Annotated in this window: 16 protein-coding genes; 6 read left to right on the forward strand and 10 right to left on the reverse strand. The window is 70.4% G+C overall.

The window, feature by feature from the left end; all coding sequences use genetic code 11:
- Window positions 1-45: 45 nt before the first annotated feature.
- The 6 genes from Aut01nite_RS19340 to clpB all read right to left on the reverse strand — a co-directional run bounded on the left by Aut01nite_RS19340 (window position 46) and on the right by clpB (window position 7,047).
- On the reverse strand, window positions 46-720 hold the full coding sequence (locus Aut01nite_RS19340) for a class II aldolase/adducin family protein (RefSeq protein WP_043525724.1): 675 nt from the start codon (window positions 718-720) through the stop codon (window positions 46-48).
- A gap of 154 nt (window positions 721-874) precedes the next feature.
- Window positions 875-1,252, reverse strand: a complete 378-nt coding sequence (locus tag Aut01nite_RS19345) for an ArsR/SmtB family transcription factor (RefSeq protein WP_014440216.1) — start codon at window positions 1,250-1,252, stop codon at window positions 875-877.
- 50 nt (window positions 1,253-1,302) lie between these two features.
- Entirely contained in the window at window positions 1,303-1,677 is a 375-nt protein-coding gene (locus Aut01nite_RS19350; protein ID WP_152628745.1) for a hypothetical protein, read from the reverse strand.
- Between the two features lie 371 nt (window positions 1,678-2,048).
- On the reverse strand, window positions 2,049-2,765 hold the full coding sequence (locus tag Aut01nite_RS19355) for a hypothetical protein (RefSeq protein ID WP_052163819.1): 717 nt from the start codon (window positions 2,763-2,765) through the stop codon (window positions 2,049-2,051).
- A gap of 103 nt (window positions 2,766-2,868) precedes the next feature.
- The gene (locus Aut01nite_RS19360) at window positions 2,869-3,891 is read right to left on the reverse strand and encodes a hypothetical protein (RefSeq protein ID WP_152628746.1); all 1,023 of its coding nucleotides are present in this window, start codon (window positions 3,889-3,891) and stop codon (window positions 2,869-2,871) included.
- A 573-nt stretch (window positions 3,892-4,464) separates the two neighbouring features.
- A complete protein-coding gene (gene clpB / locus Aut01nite_RS19365; RefSeq protein ID WP_043525726.1) occupies window positions 4,465-7,047 on the reverse strand; it encodes an ATP-dependent chaperone ClpB in 2,583 nt (860 codons plus the stop codon).
- Window positions 7,048-7,155: 108 nt separating this feature from the next.
- Between clpB and Aut01nite_RS19370 the strand changes: the two genes are divergently transcribed.
- From Aut01nite_RS19370 to Aut01nite_RS19385, 4 genes are all read left to right on the forward strand, one after another.
- The gene (locus Aut01nite_RS19370; protein ID WP_043525727.1) at window positions 7,156-8,388 is read left to right on the forward strand and encodes a sugar efflux transporter; all 1,233 of its coding nucleotides are present in this window, start codon (window positions 7,156-7,158) and stop codon (window positions 8,386-8,388) included.
- A 10-nt stretch (window positions 8,389-8,398) separates the two neighbouring features.
- Window positions 8,399-8,896, forward strand: coding sequence for a cation:proton antiporter regulatory subunit (locus Aut01nite_RS19375; protein WP_043525862.1), 498 nt, complete (start codon window positions 8,399-8,401; stop codon window positions 8,894-8,896).
- 65 nt (window positions 8,897-8,961) lie between these two features.
- On the forward strand, window positions 8,962-10,113 hold the full coding sequence (locus Aut01nite_RS19380) for a cation:proton antiporter (RefSeq protein WP_052163832.1): 1,152 nt from the start codon (window positions 8,962-8,964) through the stop codon (window positions 10,111-10,113).
- Window positions 10,114-10,298: 185 nt separating this feature from the next.
- Window positions 10,299-10,745 (forward strand): hypothetical protein, encoded by a 447-nt coding sequence (locus Aut01nite_RS19385; protein ID WP_043525729.1) that lies wholly within the window; start codon window positions 10,299-10,301, stop codon window positions 10,743-10,745.
- A 73-nt stretch (window positions 10,746-10,818) separates the two neighbouring features.
- On the opposite strand, the gene Aut01nite_RS19390 is transcribed toward Aut01nite_RS19385, so the two are convergent.
- From Aut01nite_RS19390 to dnaK, 4 genes are all read right to left on the reverse strand, one after another.
- A complete protein-coding gene (locus Aut01nite_RS19390; protein ID WP_043525730.1) occupies window positions 10,819-11,262 on the reverse strand; it encodes a heat shock protein transcriptional repressor HspR in 444 nt (147 codons plus the stop codon).
- 20 nt (window positions 11,263-11,282) lie between these two features.
- Entirely contained in the window at window positions 11,283-12,476 is a 1,194-nt protein-coding gene (dnaJ, locus tag Aut01nite_RS19395) for a molecular chaperone DnaJ (RefSeq protein WP_043525731.1), read from the reverse strand.
- Window positions 12,477-12,548: 72 nt separating this feature from the next.
- Window positions 12,549-13,166, reverse strand: coding sequence for a nucleotide exchange factor GrpE (gene grpE / locus Aut01nite_RS19400; RefSeq protein WP_043525732.1), 618 nt, complete (start codon window positions 13,164-13,166; stop codon window positions 12,549-12,551).
- Window positions 13,163-15,028, reverse strand: coding sequence for a molecular chaperone DnaK (dnaK, locus tag Aut01nite_RS19405; protein ID WP_043525733.1), 1,866 nt, complete (start codon window positions 15,026-15,028; stop codon window positions 13,163-13,165). The genes grpE and dnaK overlap by 4 nt, the downstream gene beginning before the upstream one ends.
- A 223-nt stretch (window positions 15,029-15,251) precedes the next feature.
- On the opposite strand from dnaK, the gene Aut01nite_RS19410 reads away from it, so the two are divergent.
- Both Aut01nite_RS19410 and Aut01nite_RS19415 read left to right on the forward strand, forming a co-directional pair.
- Window positions 15,252-17,114, forward strand: coding sequence for an ABC transporter (locus Aut01nite_RS19410; RefSeq protein WP_373871513.1), 1,863 nt, complete (start codon window positions 15,252-15,254; stop codon window positions 17,112-17,114).
- Window positions 17,111-18,772, forward strand: a complete 1,662-nt coding sequence (locus Aut01nite_RS19415) for a GTPase (protein ID WP_052163821.1) — start codon at window positions 17,111-17,113, stop codon at window positions 18,770-18,772. Before Aut01nite_RS19410 ends, Aut01nite_RS19415 begins: the two co-directional genes overlap by 4 nt.
- Window positions 18,773-18,798 lie beyond the last annotated feature (26 nt).

Raw genomic sequence — 18,798 nt, forward strand, 5'->3', positions numbered from 1 at the left:
ACACGAAAGGCCGGCCCGATGGGCCGGCCTTTTCTGTGGTCTCGTTCAGACCGTGACAGCCGCGGAGCCGGACAGGCGCTCCAGGAACTCCTCCGGGCACTCCCGCAGGTTCTCCAGACGGCCGGCCGTCAGCGCCCGGTAGGTGAGCGAGGCGGCCTCCTCCAGGTTGCGGGCCCGCTTGTGGGCCAGCTCGACGGAGTCACCCATCACCACACAGCCGTGCTGGCTGAGCACCAGACAGTCGGTGCCGTCGGCAGCCATCGCCGCGGTCAGCGCCGCCAGCTCGGTGGTGCCGGGCAGCCGGAACGGCACGGTGGACACCCGCCGCAGGTAATAGGCGTGGTCGGTGGTCACGATCCGGATGTGCTCGCCCAAGGCGTCCAGCAGGAGCGCCGTCTGCGGGTGGAGGTGCACCACCGCGTTGACGTCCGGCCGGGCCCGGTAGAGGGCGAGATGTAAGGCCAACTCGCTGGTCGGCTCGATCTGTGACGCCGGCAGGCCACCGACGTAGGCGTTGCCCCCGTCGGAGATCCGCACCGGGGCGAAACTGTTCCGGCTGAGCCGGTCCAGCCATGATCCGCTCGCGGTCACCCAGATGGCGTCCTCGTCCGGAATGCGGGCGGACAGATTACCGCCCGATCCACACACAAGGCCCGCCTGCACCACGTCGTAACCCACATGTGCGAGCTGGTCACGCAGGTCACCGGGGACGTAGTTCACCCGTTCCTCCTCAGGTCCGCCGGCCGTCGCGGGGCCGGGGTCCTCGGCCTGGCGTCACGCCCCCATAGTCAATGACGCCAGGCTTTGCCGCTTTACCGAAGCCGCTTCACCCAGATCTCAGCGGGCCTTCTCGGTGGCCCGCTTCACCCAGGTCTCAGCGGGCCTTCTTGGTGGCCCGCTTCCGCGGCGGGGTCAGCAGGTCGGCGATGGTGGCGATAGCGGTCGGCACCAGCCGGTAGTACGCCCACACACCCCGCTTCTCCCGCTCCAGCAGACCCGCTTCGGTCAGAATCCGCAGGTGGTGGCTCACGGTCGGCTGCGAAAGGCCCAGGGGGGCCGTCAGGTCGCAGACGCACGCCTCACCATCAGTCGCGGACTGAATGAGGCTCAGCAGCCGTAGCCGGGCCGGGTCGGCGAGCGCCTTCAGCACTCCCGCCAGGCGCTCAGCGTCAGCGCGTTCAATAGGCTCGCCGGCAAGCGGCGAGATCTGAGGCATCGTCATTTCCGCCAACGCAGTTCCCACGATCTCCATCCTTCCACCAACTGCATCGATTCTCCTGCATGTCCGCAGGAACGAACCGGCTAACTTTCAGGCCGTAAGGCCGACATCGATCGCCGGGTCGGACTACCGGACACCCTCGCCCGGTCCTCCGTTCGTGCGATGACGACTTCGGTCTCTGCCTCCTGCAACGCCTCAGCCGCCATCTGGTCGCTACCCATCCGTGTCGAGGTCTCGATCCCCGCACCGGGGAGTGAGCGCGGCCACATTGTCAATTCATCGAATCTCGCCCCACCGATCTCCGACGACGACTTCGACACGGAACGCGTCGAGACCATCACGCCACACTGCGCGATCATCAGTTCGCCACCCACCCCACGACCCGATGAAAGCACGACACCACGCTGCGCGACGGACAATTCAGTGATGAATTTACCCAGGTCGTGCCGTGCACTCATGACATCGAGCGTACTGGCTGTAGGGAAACCGGAATCTTTCACCCCGGCAGGCCGGAACGGAACTATTGACGCACAGCTTAGCCTCGCTCTGTAAAGACTGTTTACAGATTTTTCGGCCGCACTCAGCCCTTCCCTAGACCATAGACGCTGCTCAAAGCAGGTAACGACGGAAGGCTACCCGCGCGCACCTCAGGACCACCTGGTGGCCGCGCTGTGAAGAGGCTGTGAAACCGGCAAAACACGTTTGCCCGTACGGGCGAGAACACCCACCGTACGGCCCATCTGGATCTATCCGGACAGCCGATCGAGTGACAACGACATAAACGGACGGTACCCGTTCGAGTGACCCACAGTCGTCGATACGGAACCGCTCACTCGGCCGGTCGTGACCAGTACTCGTCTTCCTGCTTCGGCGCCGACTTCGACAGCGCGGGCAGATCCGAGAACTGATCGGGTTCGGACCCGCCAGTAACAAAAGGCTTCGTTTGTGGGACAGCCCACTCGGACGGTGTAGCGGGTGTCACGAATTGGCCCGCCGGCTTTCCACCGAAGAACTCCCGGGGAGCGGCCAGCAGCAGCGCCCCCACCAAGAAGTACGCAACCACCTGGGCCGCCGCCACCGAGACGTTCAACACGATCCAGCCGGACGGGTACGCGTCGTTCAGCGCCTCGCTCAGGGTGCCCGGCGCGGCCTCCCCGGCCCGCTGCACGCCGAGGACCACCAGCGTGGCACACCCGGCCACGAGACCCAGCCCGCAGACGCCCAGGGCGATCGCGCGGGCCAGACGGCTGCCCCGGCGCAGCCCGGCGCCGAGGACCACGAGGAGCGCCAGGAAGATCAGCCCGAGCGCCAGGGAGAGGGCGGCGACCAGCCAGATCACCGTGACGAAATTGTCCGCCGAGGCGGAGCTGGGTGCGGCGTCCCGGAAACGGCCGACCACACCGGGGGTCACCGCGACCACGCCGACGGCATATGTCAGCCCGGCCACCGCCATCGTCCAGAGCACGACGGCCGCCATCGTGACGGCGGTGGGACGGCCGCCGGACGGGGACGCGACGGCAGGCGGCGACGGTGCGGCGTACGACATCGATGGGCTCCCGCGGGTTCGGCTGGCAAGAACCTATCGCGTACCGGGGCGGGAAGTGGCCGGACCGGTCCACCCCGCGAGGGATGAACCGGTCCGGAAGAGATCAGTCAGAGCCGGCGGGCCGCTGCGGCGGGTCGTCGGAGTTCCCACCCGATGCCGGGGGTTCCGGTGAAGGCGAAGGCGAAGGCGAAGGCGACGCTGACGGCGGCGACGAGACGGGCGGGGGTGCCGCCCACGGGTCGGTGCCGGGCTGTGGCGTCGGCTGCTCCTGCCCGGGGTACGGCGGCAGGCCCGGAGCGGGCTGTCCGGGTTGACCGTACTGCTCGGGCGAACCGAAGTGGCTCTGCGCGGGCGGCGCCGACGTGGGCGGCGGCGGATAGGCCGCAGCCGGGTAGGACGCGGCCGGGTAGGAGGGCTGCTGCGGCTGCGGGTAACCGGGCTGGGCCGGGTAGGAGGGCGGCGCGGGGTAACCGGGCTGCGCGGGCTGGCCGGGCTGAGCCGGATAGCCGGACTGCGCCGGGTATCCCGGGTACGCCGGGTAGGGCATCGCCGGGTTCCAGCCCACCGGCTTGCGGAAGTACGCGTTCGAGGCCGGCAGCGCGAGCAGGACGATCACACCGAGCAGGCCCAGCACGGTCACGCCGGTGGTCAGGTAGCCGACCGCCTCGTACCACCCCGGAAGCGCGGCCTCCATCTGCCGCTCGACCTGCGCCTGCTGGTATCCCGTGTCGGCGGCGCCGCTGGCCAGCGTGCCGGCCGCCGATCCGCCCAGCGACAGCGTGTTGCAGCAGACACCCAGGCCGGCGAAGACCCAGGTGGTGACCCGGGACCCGTTCTTCCCCATGTTGTTGAAGATCGCCAGGACGACCAGCCCGATCGCGATCAGCGCATAGACGACCGCCGCGGCGACCAGCACGAACCGGAATACGGAGGCCACATCGCCGGCGCCCTGGAGGTCGTCGAAGACCGTCTCGTAGGCATCGGTCATCGGGCCGATCATCGACACGGACAGGGCCGCGACCCCCAGCTGCATGGCCGCGACCAGATAGAGGAGCAGGGACGAGATGGTCACGGTCACCGGGCGGCCAGGCGCCGGATTCGGCACCTGATATGGCGGTACGGTCACGAGGGCCTCCTATAGATCAATTCACGGTATCCGTCGAGCGCCATATCCCGCGACCGAGCCTCACCCTTCGCAACCGTGTGGCAACATCGGGCAGCGATGGCCCCAAACGATCGCAAACCGTCCCTCCATCGGGTGGCGACACGCCTCGACAGCGCCCCCTAGACTTCGATGCCGTGGCGTCCACCTGGAAGCAACACGCTCCGGGGGCACGCCGTGCCCGCACGAGTCGCCCGCCCCGCGCACACACCCCCGGGGCCGAGGCAGACCGGCTGACGGCGCCATTCCGATTGCGCATGCCGCGTGACCACACCGCGGCCGCCCCAGACCTGACAAGGACCGGTGAGTCCCATGCCCCACGCCGACACCCTGGACATCGTTCACCATGACGACACCCGGACGCGATTCAAAGACGTCCGGTATCAGCTTCATCGCGACGGGATCCGGATCTGGTCCGCGGACGGCGAGCACGCCATCACGGACGTACTGATGACACAGGCCTACCGGCAGCGGGAGGCGGACAGATAGAAGAGAGGCCCCGGGGACATCCCCGGGGCCTCCTCTCATGCCGGCCGGTCAGCCGCGGCGGACCGAGAGACCGTCCTTCGTCTCGCCCACGTCGACCACCACGGTGTCGCCGTCCCGGATGTCGCCGGCCAGCAGCGCCTTGGCCAGCAGGTCACCGATCGAGGACTGGACCAGCCGCCGCAGCGGCCGGGCGCCGTAGATCGGGTCGTACCCGTGCTCGCCGAGCCAGGCCACCGCGGCGGGCCGCACCTCGAAACCGAGACGGCGCTCGGCGAGCCGGCCACGGAGCCGGCCGAGCTGGATGTCGACGATCGCGGTCAGGTCCTCCTTGGTGAGGGCGTGGAAGACCACGATGTCGTCCAGCCGGTTCAGGAACTCGGGCTTGAAATGCGCCCGGACCGCGGCCAGCACCTCGTCGTGGCGCTCCTCGTCGCTCATCGTGAAATCCGAGTTCGCCGAGCCCAGGTTCGACGTGAGCACCAGGATCGCGTTACGGAAGTCGACGGTGCGGCCCTGGCCGTCGGTGAGCCGGCCGTCGTCGAGCACCTGCAGCAGCAGATCGAACACGTCGGGGTGGGCTTTCTCCACCTCGTCCAGCAGCACCACGCTGTACGGCCGGCGGCGCACCGCCTCGGTGAGCTGGCCGCCCTCCTCATAGCCGACGTACCCGGGCGGGGCGCCGACCAGCCGGGCCACCGAGTGCTTCTCGCCGTACTCACTCATGTCGATGCGGACCATCGCCCGCTCGTCGTCGAAGAGGAAGCCGGCCAGCGCCTTCACCAGCTCGGTCTTGCCGACGCCGGTCGGGCCGAGGAAGAGGAAGCTGCCCGTCGGCCGGTCCGGGTCGGCGATGCCGGCCCGCGCCCGGCGGACCGCGCCGGACACCGCCGCGACCGCCTCCCGCTGGCCGATCACCTTGGCCGCGAGCGATTCCTCCATGCGCAGCAGCTTGGCGGTCTCGCCCTCCAGCATCCGGCCGGCCGGGATGCCGGTCCACGACGAGACGACCTCGGCGATGTCGTCGGCGCCGACCTCCTCCTTGACCATCGGCGGCTCGCTGGTCTCCTCCGAGTCGGCGGCGGCCTGGATCTCCTTCTCCAGGGTGGGGATCACCTCGTAGAGCAGGCGGGAGGCCTCGAGCAGCTCGCCGTCCCGCTGGGCCCGCTCCTGCGCCGCCCGCGCCTCGTCGAGCTGCTTCTTCAGCTCACCCACCCGGTTCAGCCCGCCGCGCTCGCGCTCCCAGCGGGCGGTCAGGGCGGTGAGCTCCTCCTCGCGGTCGGCGAGGTCGGCGACCAGCCGCTCCAGCCGTGCCACCGAGGCGGGATCGGTCTCTTTCTCCAGGGCGAGGCGCTCCACCCGCATCCGGTCGACCTGGCGCTGCAACTGGTCCAGCTCGACCGGGCGGGAGTCGATCTCCATGCGCAGCCGGGAGGCGGCCTCGTCGATCAGGTCGATCGCCTTGTCCGGCAGGAAGCGGTCGCTGATGTAGCGATCCGACAGGCTGGCGGCGGCGACCAGGGCGGCGTCGGTGATCTGCACCCGGTGGTGCGCCTCATAGCGCCCCTTGAGGCCGCGCAGGATGCCGATGGTGTCCTCGACGGTCGGCTCGCCGACCACCACGGGCTGGAAGCGCCGCTCCAGGGCGGGATCCTTCTCGATGTGCTCGCGGTACTCGTCGAGGGTGGTGGCGCCGACCATGCGCAGCTCACCGCGGGCCAGCATCGGCTTGAGCATGTTGCCGGCGTCCATCGAGCCCTCGCCCTTGCCGGCGCCGACGACCGTGTGCAGCTCGTCGAGGAAGGTGACGACCTGCCCGTTGGAACCGCGGATCTCCTCGAGGACGCTCTTCAGCCGCTCCTCGAACTGGCCCCGGTACTGTGCGCCGGCGACCATCGCGCCGAGGTCGAGCGAGACCAGTTTCTTGTCGCGCAGCGTCTCGGGCACGTCACCGGCCACGATCCGCTGGGCCAGGCCCTCGACGATCGCGGTCTTGCCGACGCCCGGCTCCCCGATCAGCACCGGGTTGTTCTTGGTCCGGCGGGAGAGCACCTGCACCACCCGCCGGATCTCGGCGTCCCGGCCGATCACCGGGTCGATCTTGCCGTCCCGGGCCAGCGCGGTCAGGTCGACGCTGTATTTCTCCAGCGCCTTGTAGGTCTGCTCGGGATCGGCGTTGGTGACCCGGCGCTCCCCGCCACGGACCTGCGGGAACGCGCCGACCAGCGCCTCCTCGGTGGCGCCGGCGTCCTTGAGCACCGCGGACACCGCGCCGCCCACCCGGGCGAGGCCGGCGAGCAGGTGCTCGGTCGACACATACTCGTCGCCGAGCGGTTTCGCGATCAGGTCGGCGGAGCCGATCGCGTTGACGAACTCACGCGAGAGGCTGGGCTCGACGGTGCTCGCGCCGCGCGCGGACGGCAGCTGCTCGATCGCCCGGACAGCGGCACGGCGGATCTCCACCGGATTGGCGCCGACCGCGCGCAGCAACGCGGTGGCTGTCGAACCACCGGTGTCGAGCAGCGCCTGCAGCATGTGCCACGGCTCGACGGTGGCGTGCCCGCGGCGGCCCGCGTCGGCGACCGCGGAGGTGATCACTTCGCGGCTCTTCGTGGTCAAGCGTTCGGTGTTCATGAGCTCCCCTGAAGCCAACTCAACTAACTCGAGCGAAGGCAGACTTGAGCGTAGCGCGCTCAACTTTAGCGCGCCGAGGCGAGCCTCCGTAACGTACGAGGAGTGAGGGTGTCCCGTGATCTGATCCGCCGCCTTCTCCCCCTCGGCATCGTCTTCCTCACCTCGGGAGTCGCCACCGCGGTGGTCGGCCCGTTCCTCGGCCTGTTCCTCAACACCGCCGTTCACGCGGACCCGGTCCAGGTCACCGTGTTCCTGGTGATCGCCTCCACCTCCGGGGTGGCGATGTCGTCGGTGATCGGCCGGATCTCCGACCGATGGCCGATCCGGCACACGCTGCTCGTGACCGCGGCGCTGGCCGGCTTCGCCGCCAGCGGGCTCACCGCCGTGATCAGGGACTACTGGATCCTGCTGGCGGTCACCGCGACGGCCATGGCGGTCGCCGGGTCGCTCTATCCACAATCCTTCGCGTACGCCCGTCAGGTGCTGCAACGCGACGATCCGGCCCGGGCCGCCCTCGGGATCAGCGTCCTGCGCACCGTCTTCTCGGTCGCCTGGGTCGGTGGCCCGTCGCTGGCCGCGTTGCTGCTCGACGTCGGCGACTTCCGGTACGTCTACGGCGCGGCCGCACTCCTCTATCTACTCGCCGCCCTGGTCGCGGCCCGTTTCCTGCCCGAGGTCGAAGGCTCGGCGGCGGAGGGCCCGGCCGCACCGCGGGACGGTGGGAGAGCGGTCAAGGCACGGGCGCCACGGATCCTCGTACCGATCATCATCGGTTTCGTCCTGTTGCAGACCACGATGGTCCTCGGCGGCCAGGTGATGCCGCTGTTCATCACGGCGGAGCTGAACGGATCGGCCCGCGACGCCGGTCTCATCTTCGGACTCTGCGCCGCCCTGGAGATCCCGCTGATGATCGGCTTCGGCGTGCTCTCCACCCGGATCCCGGTACGCCGGATCCTGCTGGGCGGCGCCGTCTGCGCGGTCGTCTATCAGGCCGTGGCCGCGACCGCCTCCTCGGTGTGGACGCTCGCCGCCGCGCAGATCCTCAACGCCCTCTTCATCGCCGCGACGTCCGGTCTCGGCATCTCCTATGTGCAGGATCTGATGCCGCAGGCGCCGGGGCGGGCGACCACGTTGTTCACCAACACGTTCCCGATCGGGCAGATCGTCGCGGCGCCGCTCTTCGGCGTCTCCCAGCAGTACGGATTCCGCCTCGCCTTCACCATCAACCTGGTGCTCAGCGCGCTCGGGCTGATCCTCCTGCTGGCCGCCCGCCCACGAAGGGCGTCACCGGAAGCGGACGGTCGTCCCGTTGGTGACCGGGATCACCGGCCCGCGGGCTAACGTAGAGATCGTGCGCGTACGGGTGGAACAGACTCCTCTGCCGGGAATCGGTGTCCGGCATGACCTGGTGACCTCATCAGGCCGGACGGTCGGGGTGGTCTCGCACCGCAACGGCCGCCGGGATCTGGTGCTCTACGACGTGGACGATCCCGATTCCAGCCTGGCGTCGATACCGCTCACCGACGACGAGGCCGAGGCCCTGGCCGACGTGCTCGGCGCCTCGCTCATGCTCGGCCAGCTCGCCGGTCTGCGGCAGCAGGCCGCGGGGCTGCTGACCGAGCAGATCGCGCTGCCCGCCGGCTCCCCGTTCGTGGGCCGGCGGCTGGGCGACACCCGGGCCCGCAGCCGGACCAGCGCCTCCATCGTGGCCGTGCTCCGCGACCGTGAGGTGATCGCCTCCCCGGGACCGGAGTTCCGGTTCGAGGCGAACGACGTGGTCGTGACGGTCGGCACCCGGCACGGCCTGGACGGCGTCACCGCCATCCTGGCCGGCGACGACGACGGCTGAGCCCGGTGGAACACCACACGACGATCCTGCTCATCGAGATCGGCGCACTCCTGTTCGGCCTCGGGATGCTCGGTCGGCTGGGTCGCCGCTTCGGCCTGTCCCCCATTCCTCTCTATCTGCTGGCCGGTCTGGCGTTCGGGCAGGGCGGCCTGGTGCCGCTCTCGGCCAGCGAGGAGTTCATCGCGATCGGCGCCCAGATCGGCGTCATCCTGCTGCTGGTGATGCTGGGCCTGGAGTACTCCGCCGACGAGCTCGTGGGCAACATGCGCTCGGCGGCCCCCGCCGGGCTGATCGACATGGTGCTCAACGCCCTGCCCGGCGCCGCGTTCGCGCTGATGCTCGGCTGGGACTGGAAGGCCGCGCTGGTGCTGGCCGGCATCACCTGGGTCTCCTCGTCCGGCGTGATCGCGAAGGTGCTCGGCGACCTGGGCCGGGTCGGTAACCGGGAGACTCCGGTGATCCTCTCGGTGCTGGTCATCGAGGACCTGGCGATGGCCTTCTACCTGCCCGTGGTCACCGCGGTGCTGGCCGGTCTCGGCCTGGCCAACGGCCTGAGCACGCTGAGCGTCGCGGTGGTCACGGTGATCGCGGTCCTGGTGGTGGCCATCCGGTACGGCGGTGAGATCAGCCGCTTCATGTCGGTGAAGGACCCCGAGGCCCTGCTGTTGAGCGTGCTCGGCCTGACGCTGTTCATCGCCGGAGTGGCCGGCGAACTGAAGGTGTCCGAGGCGGTCGGGGCGTTCCTGGTCGGCATCGCCATCTCCGGCCCGGTGGCGCACCACGCCACCCAGATGCTGTCCCCGCTGCGGGATCTGTTCGCCGCGGTGTTCTTCGTCTTCTTCGGGCTCTCCACCAACCCGGCCGACATGCCGCCGGTGCTGCTGCCGGCGTTCGGGCTGGCGGTGCTGACCATGCTCACCAAGGTGCTGACCGGTTACCTGGCGGCGCGCCGGGCCGGGATCGCGCTGCCCGGCCGGATCCGGACCGGTCTCGCGCTGATGCCGCGCGGCGAGTTCTCGATCGTCATCGCCGGGCTCGCCGTGGTCTACGGGGTGGATCCCCGACTCGCGCCGCTGGCCACCGCGTACGTGTTGATCACCGTGGTCACCGGGCCGATGCTGGCCCGACTGCCGGACTACGCCTGGTTCAAGGAACTCGTCCGCAAGCGGATGGCGGCCCAGCGGGCGGCCCAGAAGCCGCTGCCATCCCCGGAGTGACCTGCACCTCTTTAACGAACGCCTAAAGTTACTGTCCGGTATCTGAATGTGAAGCCTTGACACTTCCGCATCAGGACTCCACACGCTACCGTTGCGCGGCGACGACTCTGAGTATTGGGACGTTCGACACTATGGTCAGCGTGTGACGCCGACCGTTGATGTTGACGGTTGAGTGAGGCGGCGGCGTGAGCGTGCGTGAAGCTACATTCCTCGGTTTCGGCAATCCGGTCGATCCTCGGCCTGACGAGTTGCAGGCCTGGGCGTACAACCCCGAATCCGTTCCCCTGAGCAGCATGCCGAAGGACTGGGATCTCCTGATCTCCGGCGACGTGCTCGGCCCGACCCTGTTCGAACTGGCCATGGACCGGCAGTGCCCGGCCCGGCGGTTCGCGCAGCACTGCATGTACATCTACGCCGCTGACGGGGTGCGGCAGAACGCGAGCGGGCAGCGCAAGCGCCGGCTCAAGAAGTTCGTGGAGCGCGCGGAGGAGGTCGGCGACGAGCCGATGCAGATCTGGGCGCACAACTGCCGGGTCCTGATGACCCGGCCGGAGCTCTTCGACCACCACGACTGGATGGAGGGCGGCCTGGTGCGTTACCCGCGCAGACTAGGCCTTTTCAACCGGCGCTGAACACGTACCGTGTTCGACCGGTGACTACATGCTGTCGCGGCGGCCTCTCCTCCGGGAGGGGCCGCCGCTTCTGTCACTTGTCCGCTGACCGGCGCGGGCGCCACACCACCAGAGCCGTCGAGTGGGTCTGCTGACGGACGAGATCACGGCCCGCGTACGGGTTGGTCATCGCCTCCATCTGGGCGATCCGGGCGTACGCCGCGTCCAGCTGCTGCTCCAGCTCGGCCACCCGCTCCTGCAGGTCGCCGACCAGTTGCTCCAGGCCGATGATGCGCTTGATCCCGGCCAGGTTGACGCCGTCCTCCTGGCTGAGCCGCTGCACCTCGCGCAGCAGCGCCACATCCCGTTCGCTGTACCGCCGGCCGCCGCCACCGGCCCGGCCGGGCTGCACCAGGCCGAGCCGGTCGTACTGCCGGAGGGTCTGCGGGTGCATCCCGGCCAGCCGGGCCGCCACCGAGATGATCAAAACCTTCGCGTCGGAGGCCTGATCCATCGAGATGCTGATCTCTTCATACATGTGCCACCTCCCGGGAGGGTCTAACCGGCCCGGCGCAGACGGGCCTCGAGCCGCTCACGCCCCGGCGGCGGGGTGAGCTTCGCGAACTTCTCCAGCGCGTCCCGGGCCTCGCCGGACACGCCCGCCGGGATCTGCACGTCGACCGTGACGATCAGGTCGCCGGCCTGGCCCTCCTTGCGGACCACACCTTTGCCCCGGGCCCGCAGTTTCCGGCCGCTCGGGGTGCCCGGCGGCACCCGCAGCGTGACCGGGCCGTCCAGGGTCGGCACCTTCAGGTCGGTGCCCAGCACAGCCTCGACGATGGTGATCGGCACGACCAGGGTCAGGTCGTCGCCGCTGCGCCCGAACAGGTCGTCGGGCCGCACCTTGACCTGCACGTACAGGTCGCCGGCGACACCGCCGCGGTCACCGGGCTCGCCCCGGCCGCTGAGCCGGATCCGCTGCCCGTCGGCGACACCCGCCGGGAACCGGACGTTGATCGTGCGGGTCTTGGTGACCCCGCCGGTGCCCCGGCACTCGGCGCACTTCTCGTCGACGATGCTGCCCGAGCCCTGACAGTCACGGCACGGCTCGGAGAAGCTGAACGAACCCTGGTTGCTGGAGATCAGGCCGCTGCCGTGGCATTTCGGGCACGCGCGCGGGGTGGTGCCCGGCTTGGCCCCGCTGCCCCGGCAGGTGTCGCAGGCTCCCGGCGTGCGCAGGGTCAGCGGCAACGTGGTGCCCTGGACGGCCTGGGTGAAGTCGAGGGTGACCTCGGTCTCCACGTCCCGCCCGCGCTGCGGCCCACGCCGGGCCGCGCCGGGCGCGCCCTGGCCGCCGGAGAAGATCGAGCTGAAGATGTCGGAGAAGCCGGTGCCACCGAACCGCCGGTCCGCGCCGGCGCCCCCGGCCGCCCCGGAGAAGCCGCCGAACAGGTCCGACGGATCGAACTGCGCGCCACCGGCGCCGCCACGAGCCCCGCGCCGGAACGCGCCCGAGCCGAACAGCGAGCGCATCTCGTCGTACTCTTTGCGCTTCTTGTCGTCGGCGAGCACGTCGTAGGCCTCGGAAGCGGCCTTGAACTTCTCCTCCGCCTCCTTGTTGTCCGGATTGCGGTCGGGATGAAGATCGCGGGCGAGCTTCCGGTACGCCTTCTTGATCTCGTCGGGGGAGGCAGACCTGTTCACGCCGAGAACGGCGTAGAAGTCCTTCTCGAGCCAGTCCTTCGAGCTCATGTCAGTCCACCTCCTCGACTCGGCGACGCCCCGCCCGCCGGCGAACCGGCGGGCGGGACACAGTCACTGATTTCACTCCGGATCGGCGACCGCGACCAGAGCCGGGCGCAGCAGCCGCTCGCCCAGTGTGTAACCCCGGCGCATCACCTCGACACAGGTCGGCTCGGTGACATCCGCGGATGTCTGGTGAGCGACCGCCTCGTGCCGGTTCGGATCGAAGGGATCGCCCTTCTCCCCGAACGGCACCAGACCCAGCTTGCCGGTCACGGCGGTGAGCTGCTCCGCCACCGAGGCGAACGGTCCGACCAGGTCGCCGTGCTCCCGGGCCCGGTCGATGTCGTCCAGAACCGGCAGCAGGTCGGTGAGGACCTTGCCGGTCGTCTGCTCGGCTGCCGCACCCCGGTCGCGGTCGACCCGCTTGCGGTAGTTGGCATACTCCGCGGTCACCCGCTGGAGGTCGTGGGTCCGCTCGTCGAGCTCGCCCCGCACTGCCTCCAGCTCAGCGCCGAGGCCGGGCTTGGCCTCCTCAGCCACCGGCTTCTCGTCCTCCTCCTCGGGGGCGCGGTGCGCGCCGGCCGGCTTGTCCACCGGCTCCGTGTCGGGAGTCTCCTCGGTCGTCTCGTCGATCTCGCCCTGGATGACTTCCCGCTCGGTCGCCGGACCGCCGTTCTCGTCGTCCCTGGCACTCACTTCTTGTCGTCCTCCACGATCTCGGCGTCGACCACGTCGTCGCCACCGGCGGCCGGGCCGGTCGCGCCGCCCGGAGCCGCACCCGGGGCACCGCCCGGCGCGCCACCCGCGGCGGCCTGCGGGTCCTCACCCTGCGAGTAGAGCAGCGAGCCGGCCTCCTGGGAGACCTGCGACAGCCGCTCGTGGGCCGACTTGATCTTCTCGATGTCGGTGCCGCCCAGCGCGCTGCGCAGCTCGCCGAGCGCCTCGCCGATCTTGTTCTTGCTGTCCTCGGGGAGCTTGTCGCCGCTCTCCGCCAGGAACTTCTCGGTCTGCCACTGGAGCTGCTCGGCCAGGTTGCGGGTCTCCGCCTCCTCGCGGCGCTTCTTGTCGTCGTCCGCGTGGTCCTGGGCGTCGCGCATCATGCGCTCGATGTCGTCCTTCGGCAGCGCGGAGCCACCGGTGATCGTCATCTTCTGCTCCTTGCCCGTGCCCAGGTCCTTGGCGGACACGTGCACGATGCCGTTCGCGTCGATGTCGAAGGAGACCTCGATCTGCGGGACGCCGCGGGGCGCCGGGGCGATGCCGCTGAGCTCGAAGGTGCCGAGCTTCTTGTTGCCCGCCGCCATCTCGCGCTCGCCCTGGTAGACCTGGATCAGCACGGACGGCTGGTTGTCGTCGGCCGTGGTGTAGACCTCGGAGCGGTGCGCCGGGATGGTGGTGTTGCGCTCCACCAGCTTGTGCATGATGCCGCCCTTGGTCTCGATGCCCAGGGACAGCGGGGTCACGTCGAGGAGCAGGACGTCCTTGACCTCACCCTTGAGCACACCGGCCTGCAGGGCGGCGCCGACGGCGACGACCTCGTCCGGGTTGACGCCCTTGTTGGGCTCGCGGCCGATCAGGCTGTTGACCAGCTCGGTGACCGCGGGCATCCGGGTCGAGCCGCCGACCAGGATGACGTGGTCGATGTCGGAGAGCTTGACGTCGGCGTCGCGGATCGCGGCCTCGAACGGGCCCTTGCAACGGTCCAGCAGGTCCTGCGTCATCCGCTGGAACTCGGCCCGGGACAGCGAGGTGTCCAGGTGCAGCGGGCCGTTCGCCCCGGCGGTGATGTAGGGCAGGTTGATGCTGGTGGTGGTCGCCGCGGAGAGCTCGATCTTCGCCTTCTCGGCGGCCTCGCGCAGACGCTGCAGGGCCATCTTGTCCTGCGAGAGGTCGATGCCGTGCTCGCCGCGGAAGGTCTTGACCAGGTGGTCGATGATCCGCTGGTCCCAGTCGTCACCACCCAGGTGGTTGTCACCGGAGGTGGACTTGACCTCGATGACGCCGTCGCCCAACTCCAGCAGCGAGACGTCGAAGGTGCCGCCGCCCAGGTCGAAGACCAGGACGGTCTGCTCCTTGGAGCCCTTGTCCAGCCCGTACGCCAGGGCGGCGGCGGTGGGCTCGTTGACGATGCGCAGGACGTTCAGCCCGGCGATCTCGCCGGCCTCCTTGGTCGCGGTCCGCTGCGCGTCGTTGAAGTACGCCGGGACGGTGATGACCGCGTCGGTGATCTGCTCGCCCAGGTAGGCCTCGGCGTCGCGCTTCAGCTTCATCAGCACGCGCGCGGAGATCTCCTGAGGCGTGTACTGCTTGCCGTCGATGTCGATCGACCAGTTGGTGCCGATCTCCCGCTTGACCGAGCGAATGGTCCGGTCGGGGTTCGTCACCGCCTGACGCTTGGCGACCTCACCCACGAGCACCTCGCCGTTGCGGGCGAAGGCGACGATGGACGGGGTCGTCCGGGAGCCCTCCGCGTTGGCGATGACGGTGGGCTCGCCTCCTTCCAGAACGCTTACGCAGGAGTTCGTGGTGCCGAGGTCGATGCCGACCGCACGTGCCATGGTGTTCCTCGCTTCTCACAGCTGGGCTCACTAAGAGCGCTGGTTCACGTACAAAGGTTGAGTGGAACCGACTCAATGATGCCACGGCGCCGCACATCGTCAAATCGAAGTTGAGTCCGACAGGCGCAAGTCGACGCTCCGGAAGGGCACCGGCACATACCTGTCAGGTCACGGCATACCGGGACCCGTTGTCCTGGGTGCATAGATCGTGCACGCTTTACGCGTGACGACGCACGGAGACGCGGTCGGTCCGTCGGCCCTTTCCGCCGTCCCCGCCGCAACGGATGAGAAACTGCAGGTGAACGCGGCCATAGACCCATCAGATCGTACGGGTGGCGCCCAGGTTCGTCCGGTGAACCTGGAAAACGTGCCGCCCGCGCTGCGGGGTCTCGCGTCCGCCCTCGGCCGGTTACGGACGGCGCTCGGCGCGGTCGCGTACCCCCTGGCCCTGCCCTCAGCCGACGAGGCGCAGCGGGTCGGCTCGGCCCTGATCGCCCAATTGGACGACTATCTGCTGCCACGCCTGTCGCGGCCCGACGCCCCGTTGCTGGTGGTGGTCGGCGGCTCCACCGGCGCGGGCAAATCGACCCTGGTCAACAGCCTGGTGCAGGCGCCGGTCAGCTCGGCCGGGGTGCTCCGGCCGACCACCCGGTCGCCGGTGCTGGTGACTCACCCCGACGACCTGGCGTGGTACTCGCGTGGCGAGCTGCTGCCCGGCCTCACCCGGACCGGTCAGGCGAGCACCGCCCCGGACGCACTCCAGGTGGTGGCGACCCCGGCGATCGGTCCCGGGCTGGCCCTGCTGGACGCGCCGGACATCGACTCGGTGGTCGACCACAACCGCAAACTGGCCGCCCAGCTGCTGGCCGCGGCCGACCTGTGGCTGTTCGTCACCACCGCCGCGCGGTACGCCGACGCCGTCCCCTGGGAGCTGCTCACCACCGCCCGGCTCCGCGGCACCGTGATCGCCCTGGTGCTGGACCGGGTGCCGGGCGACGCCGCCGCCGAGATCGCCGCCCATCTGGGCGAGATGCTGACCGCCAAGGATCTGGGGTCCGCGCCGCTGTTCGTGCTGCCGGAGACCGACCTGGACGAGCGCGGGCTGCTCCCGGAGGCGGCGATCGGCCCGATGCGGATCTGGTTCGCCCAGCTCGCGGCCGACGCCGGGGCCCGCAGCACGGTGGTCCGGCAGACCCTCGACGGCGCCCTGGCCGCGCTCGCCCCGGCGCTGGCCGGGCTGGCCGAGGCCGTCGACGACCAGGCCCGGACGGCGCAGGCGCTGGACGAGCGGGTCGAGGCGGCCTACCGCACCGCCCGCCGCACCGTCGAGGACGGGCTGCGCGACGGCCGGCTGCTGCGCGGCGAGGTGCTGGCCCGTTGGCAGGAGTTCGTCGGCACCGGTGATCTGGTGCGCGGCCTGGAGTCACGGGTCGGGCAGCTGCGGGATCGGCTGGTCGCGGCCCTGAGCGGCCGTCCGACACCGGCCCGCAACCTTCAGACGGCCATGGAGTCCCAGCTGGTCACGCTGCTGCGCGGGGTCGCGGCGGACGCCGCCGAGCAGTCGTACTCGGCCTGGCAGGCGCACCCGGCCGGGGCCGCCCTGCTGGAGCCGGAGCTGCAGCGCGCCTCGGCCGACCTGGCGCAGCGCGCCGACCGCCTGGTCCGGGACTGGCAGCAATGGGTGCTCGAGCTGGTCCGCAAGGAGGCCGCGGAGAAGCGGACGGTGGCCCGCGGCGCCGCCTACGCGATGAACGGGGCCGGGCTCGCCGTGATGATCGCGGTGTTCACCTCGACCGCCTTCATCCCCACCGGCCTGGAGGTGGCGGCCGGCGCGGGCAGCGCGGTCGCGGCGCAGAAGGTGCTCGAGGCGATCTTCGGGGACCAGGCCATCCGTACTCTCGCCACCAGGGCCCGGACCGATCTGCTGGCCCGGGTGGAGGATCTGCTCGCCACCGAGGCCGCCCGGTACACGGACCGGACCTCGGCGGTGCGCCTCACGACGGCTCATGGGACGCTCCTGCGCCAGACCGCCACCGAGGTGGAGACCGCCAGGGAGGAACTCGCGTTGACCGGGTCAGGGTCATGAACGTGGTACAGAAGGTGCGCAACGAATCCGTCGACGCCGGCGATCTGGCACGCAGACTCGAGGCGCTGTCGAGGTTCCTGCGGGTCGTCGACCCGTACCTGCCGGACGGCAGGCTCGTCACCGCCCACACGCTGGTGGAGCGGGCCGGCAACCGGCTCTCGCTCTCCCTCGACCACACCGTGGTCGCCCTCGCCGGCAGCACCGGCAGCGGCAAGTCGAGCCTGTTCAACGCGCTCGCCCGGTTCAAGCTCTCCCAGGTCGGGGTGCGCCGGCCGACCACCGGCACCGCGCACGCCGTGGTGTGGGGCCCGCTGGAGCCGGCCAGCCGCCTGCTCGACTGGGTCGGCGTGCTGCCCCGGCAGCGGTTCGTCCGGGAGAGCGCGCTGGACGGCGACGACGAGGCGGCGCTGCGCGGGCTGGTCCTGCTCGACCTGCCCGACTTCGACTCGGTCGAGCAGGCCCACCAGCTCGAGGTGGACCGGCTGCTCGGCCTGGTCGACCAGATCGTCTGGGTGGTCGACCCGCAGAAGTACGGCGACCGGATCCTGCACCAGGCCTACCTGTCGCAGTTCAGCACGCACTCCGGCGTCACCATCGTGGTGCTCAACCAGGCCGACCGGCTCAGCCCCGGCGACACCGAGCTCGTGCTCGCCGACCTGACCCGGCTGTTGGAGGAGGACGGGCTCACCGGCGCTCCGGTGATCGCCACCTCGGCGAAGCAGCCCGGCATGCTCGCCGAGCTGCGGACCGCGCTGGAGGGCACGGTGGCGAACCGGCAGGCCGCGCTGCGCCGGCTCGCCGCCGACCTGGACGCGGTCGGTGAGGAGCTGGGCGCCGTGATCGGCCCGCCGGCCGCCGAGGACGAGGTGGACCGGGCGACCGTCAAGCAGCTGTGCGACTCGCTGGCCGCGTCGGCGGGGGTGCCGGGTGTGGCGGACGCGACGGCGGGCGCCTACCGGCACCGGGCCGCGGCGGCGACCGGCTGGCCGCTGGTCCGCGGGCTGCGGCGGCTGCGGCCGGACCCGCTGCGCCGGTTGCATCTGGCGGAGCCGGTCAAGACCGACTCGGTGTCGACGGATGTCGTGCCGCGTACCTCCGTGCCGGAGGCCGACGCCGCGCAGAAATCGGCGGTGGGTCTCACGGTCCGCGCGGTCGCGGAACGCGCCGCGGCGCCGCTGCCGGAGGTCTGGGCGCCCGCCCTGGCCACCGCCGCGCGTTCCCGGGCGGCCGACCTGCCGGACGCGCTGGACCGGGCCGTCGCACAGACCGACCTCGGCATGGAACGGCCGCCGCGCTGGTGGCGGGCGGTCGGGGTGGTGCAGTGGATCCTGCTGGCGGTCGCGGCCGTCGGGCTGGGCTGGCTGATCGCCGGTTACGCGCTCTCCGCGCTCGGGCTGCCGGACATCGACGTCGAGGTCGGCACCGTGCCGCTGGCGACCCTGCTGCTGCTCGCCGGGCTGCTCGGCGGGCTGCTGCTGTGGCTGCTGCTGAAGCCGGTCATCGAGGCGGGTGCCCGGCGGGCCAAGCGGCGGGCCGAGACGCGGCTGCGGGCGTCGATCACCGAGGTCGGGCGCGGGCACGTGGTCGCGCCGGTCCGGGAGGTCCTCAACGCGTACGCCCAGGCGAGAGAAGCGCTGGGAGTCGTACGTTCGGAGTAGTCCGGGGATCGGCCGCGGGCGTAGGC

Origin of the sequence: Actinoplanes utahensis, from assembly GCF_016862455.1 — a bacterium.
Taxonomy (GTDB): domain Bacteria; phylum Actinomycetota; class Actinomycetes; order Mycobacteriales; family Micromonosporaceae; genus Actinoplanes; species Actinoplanes utahensis.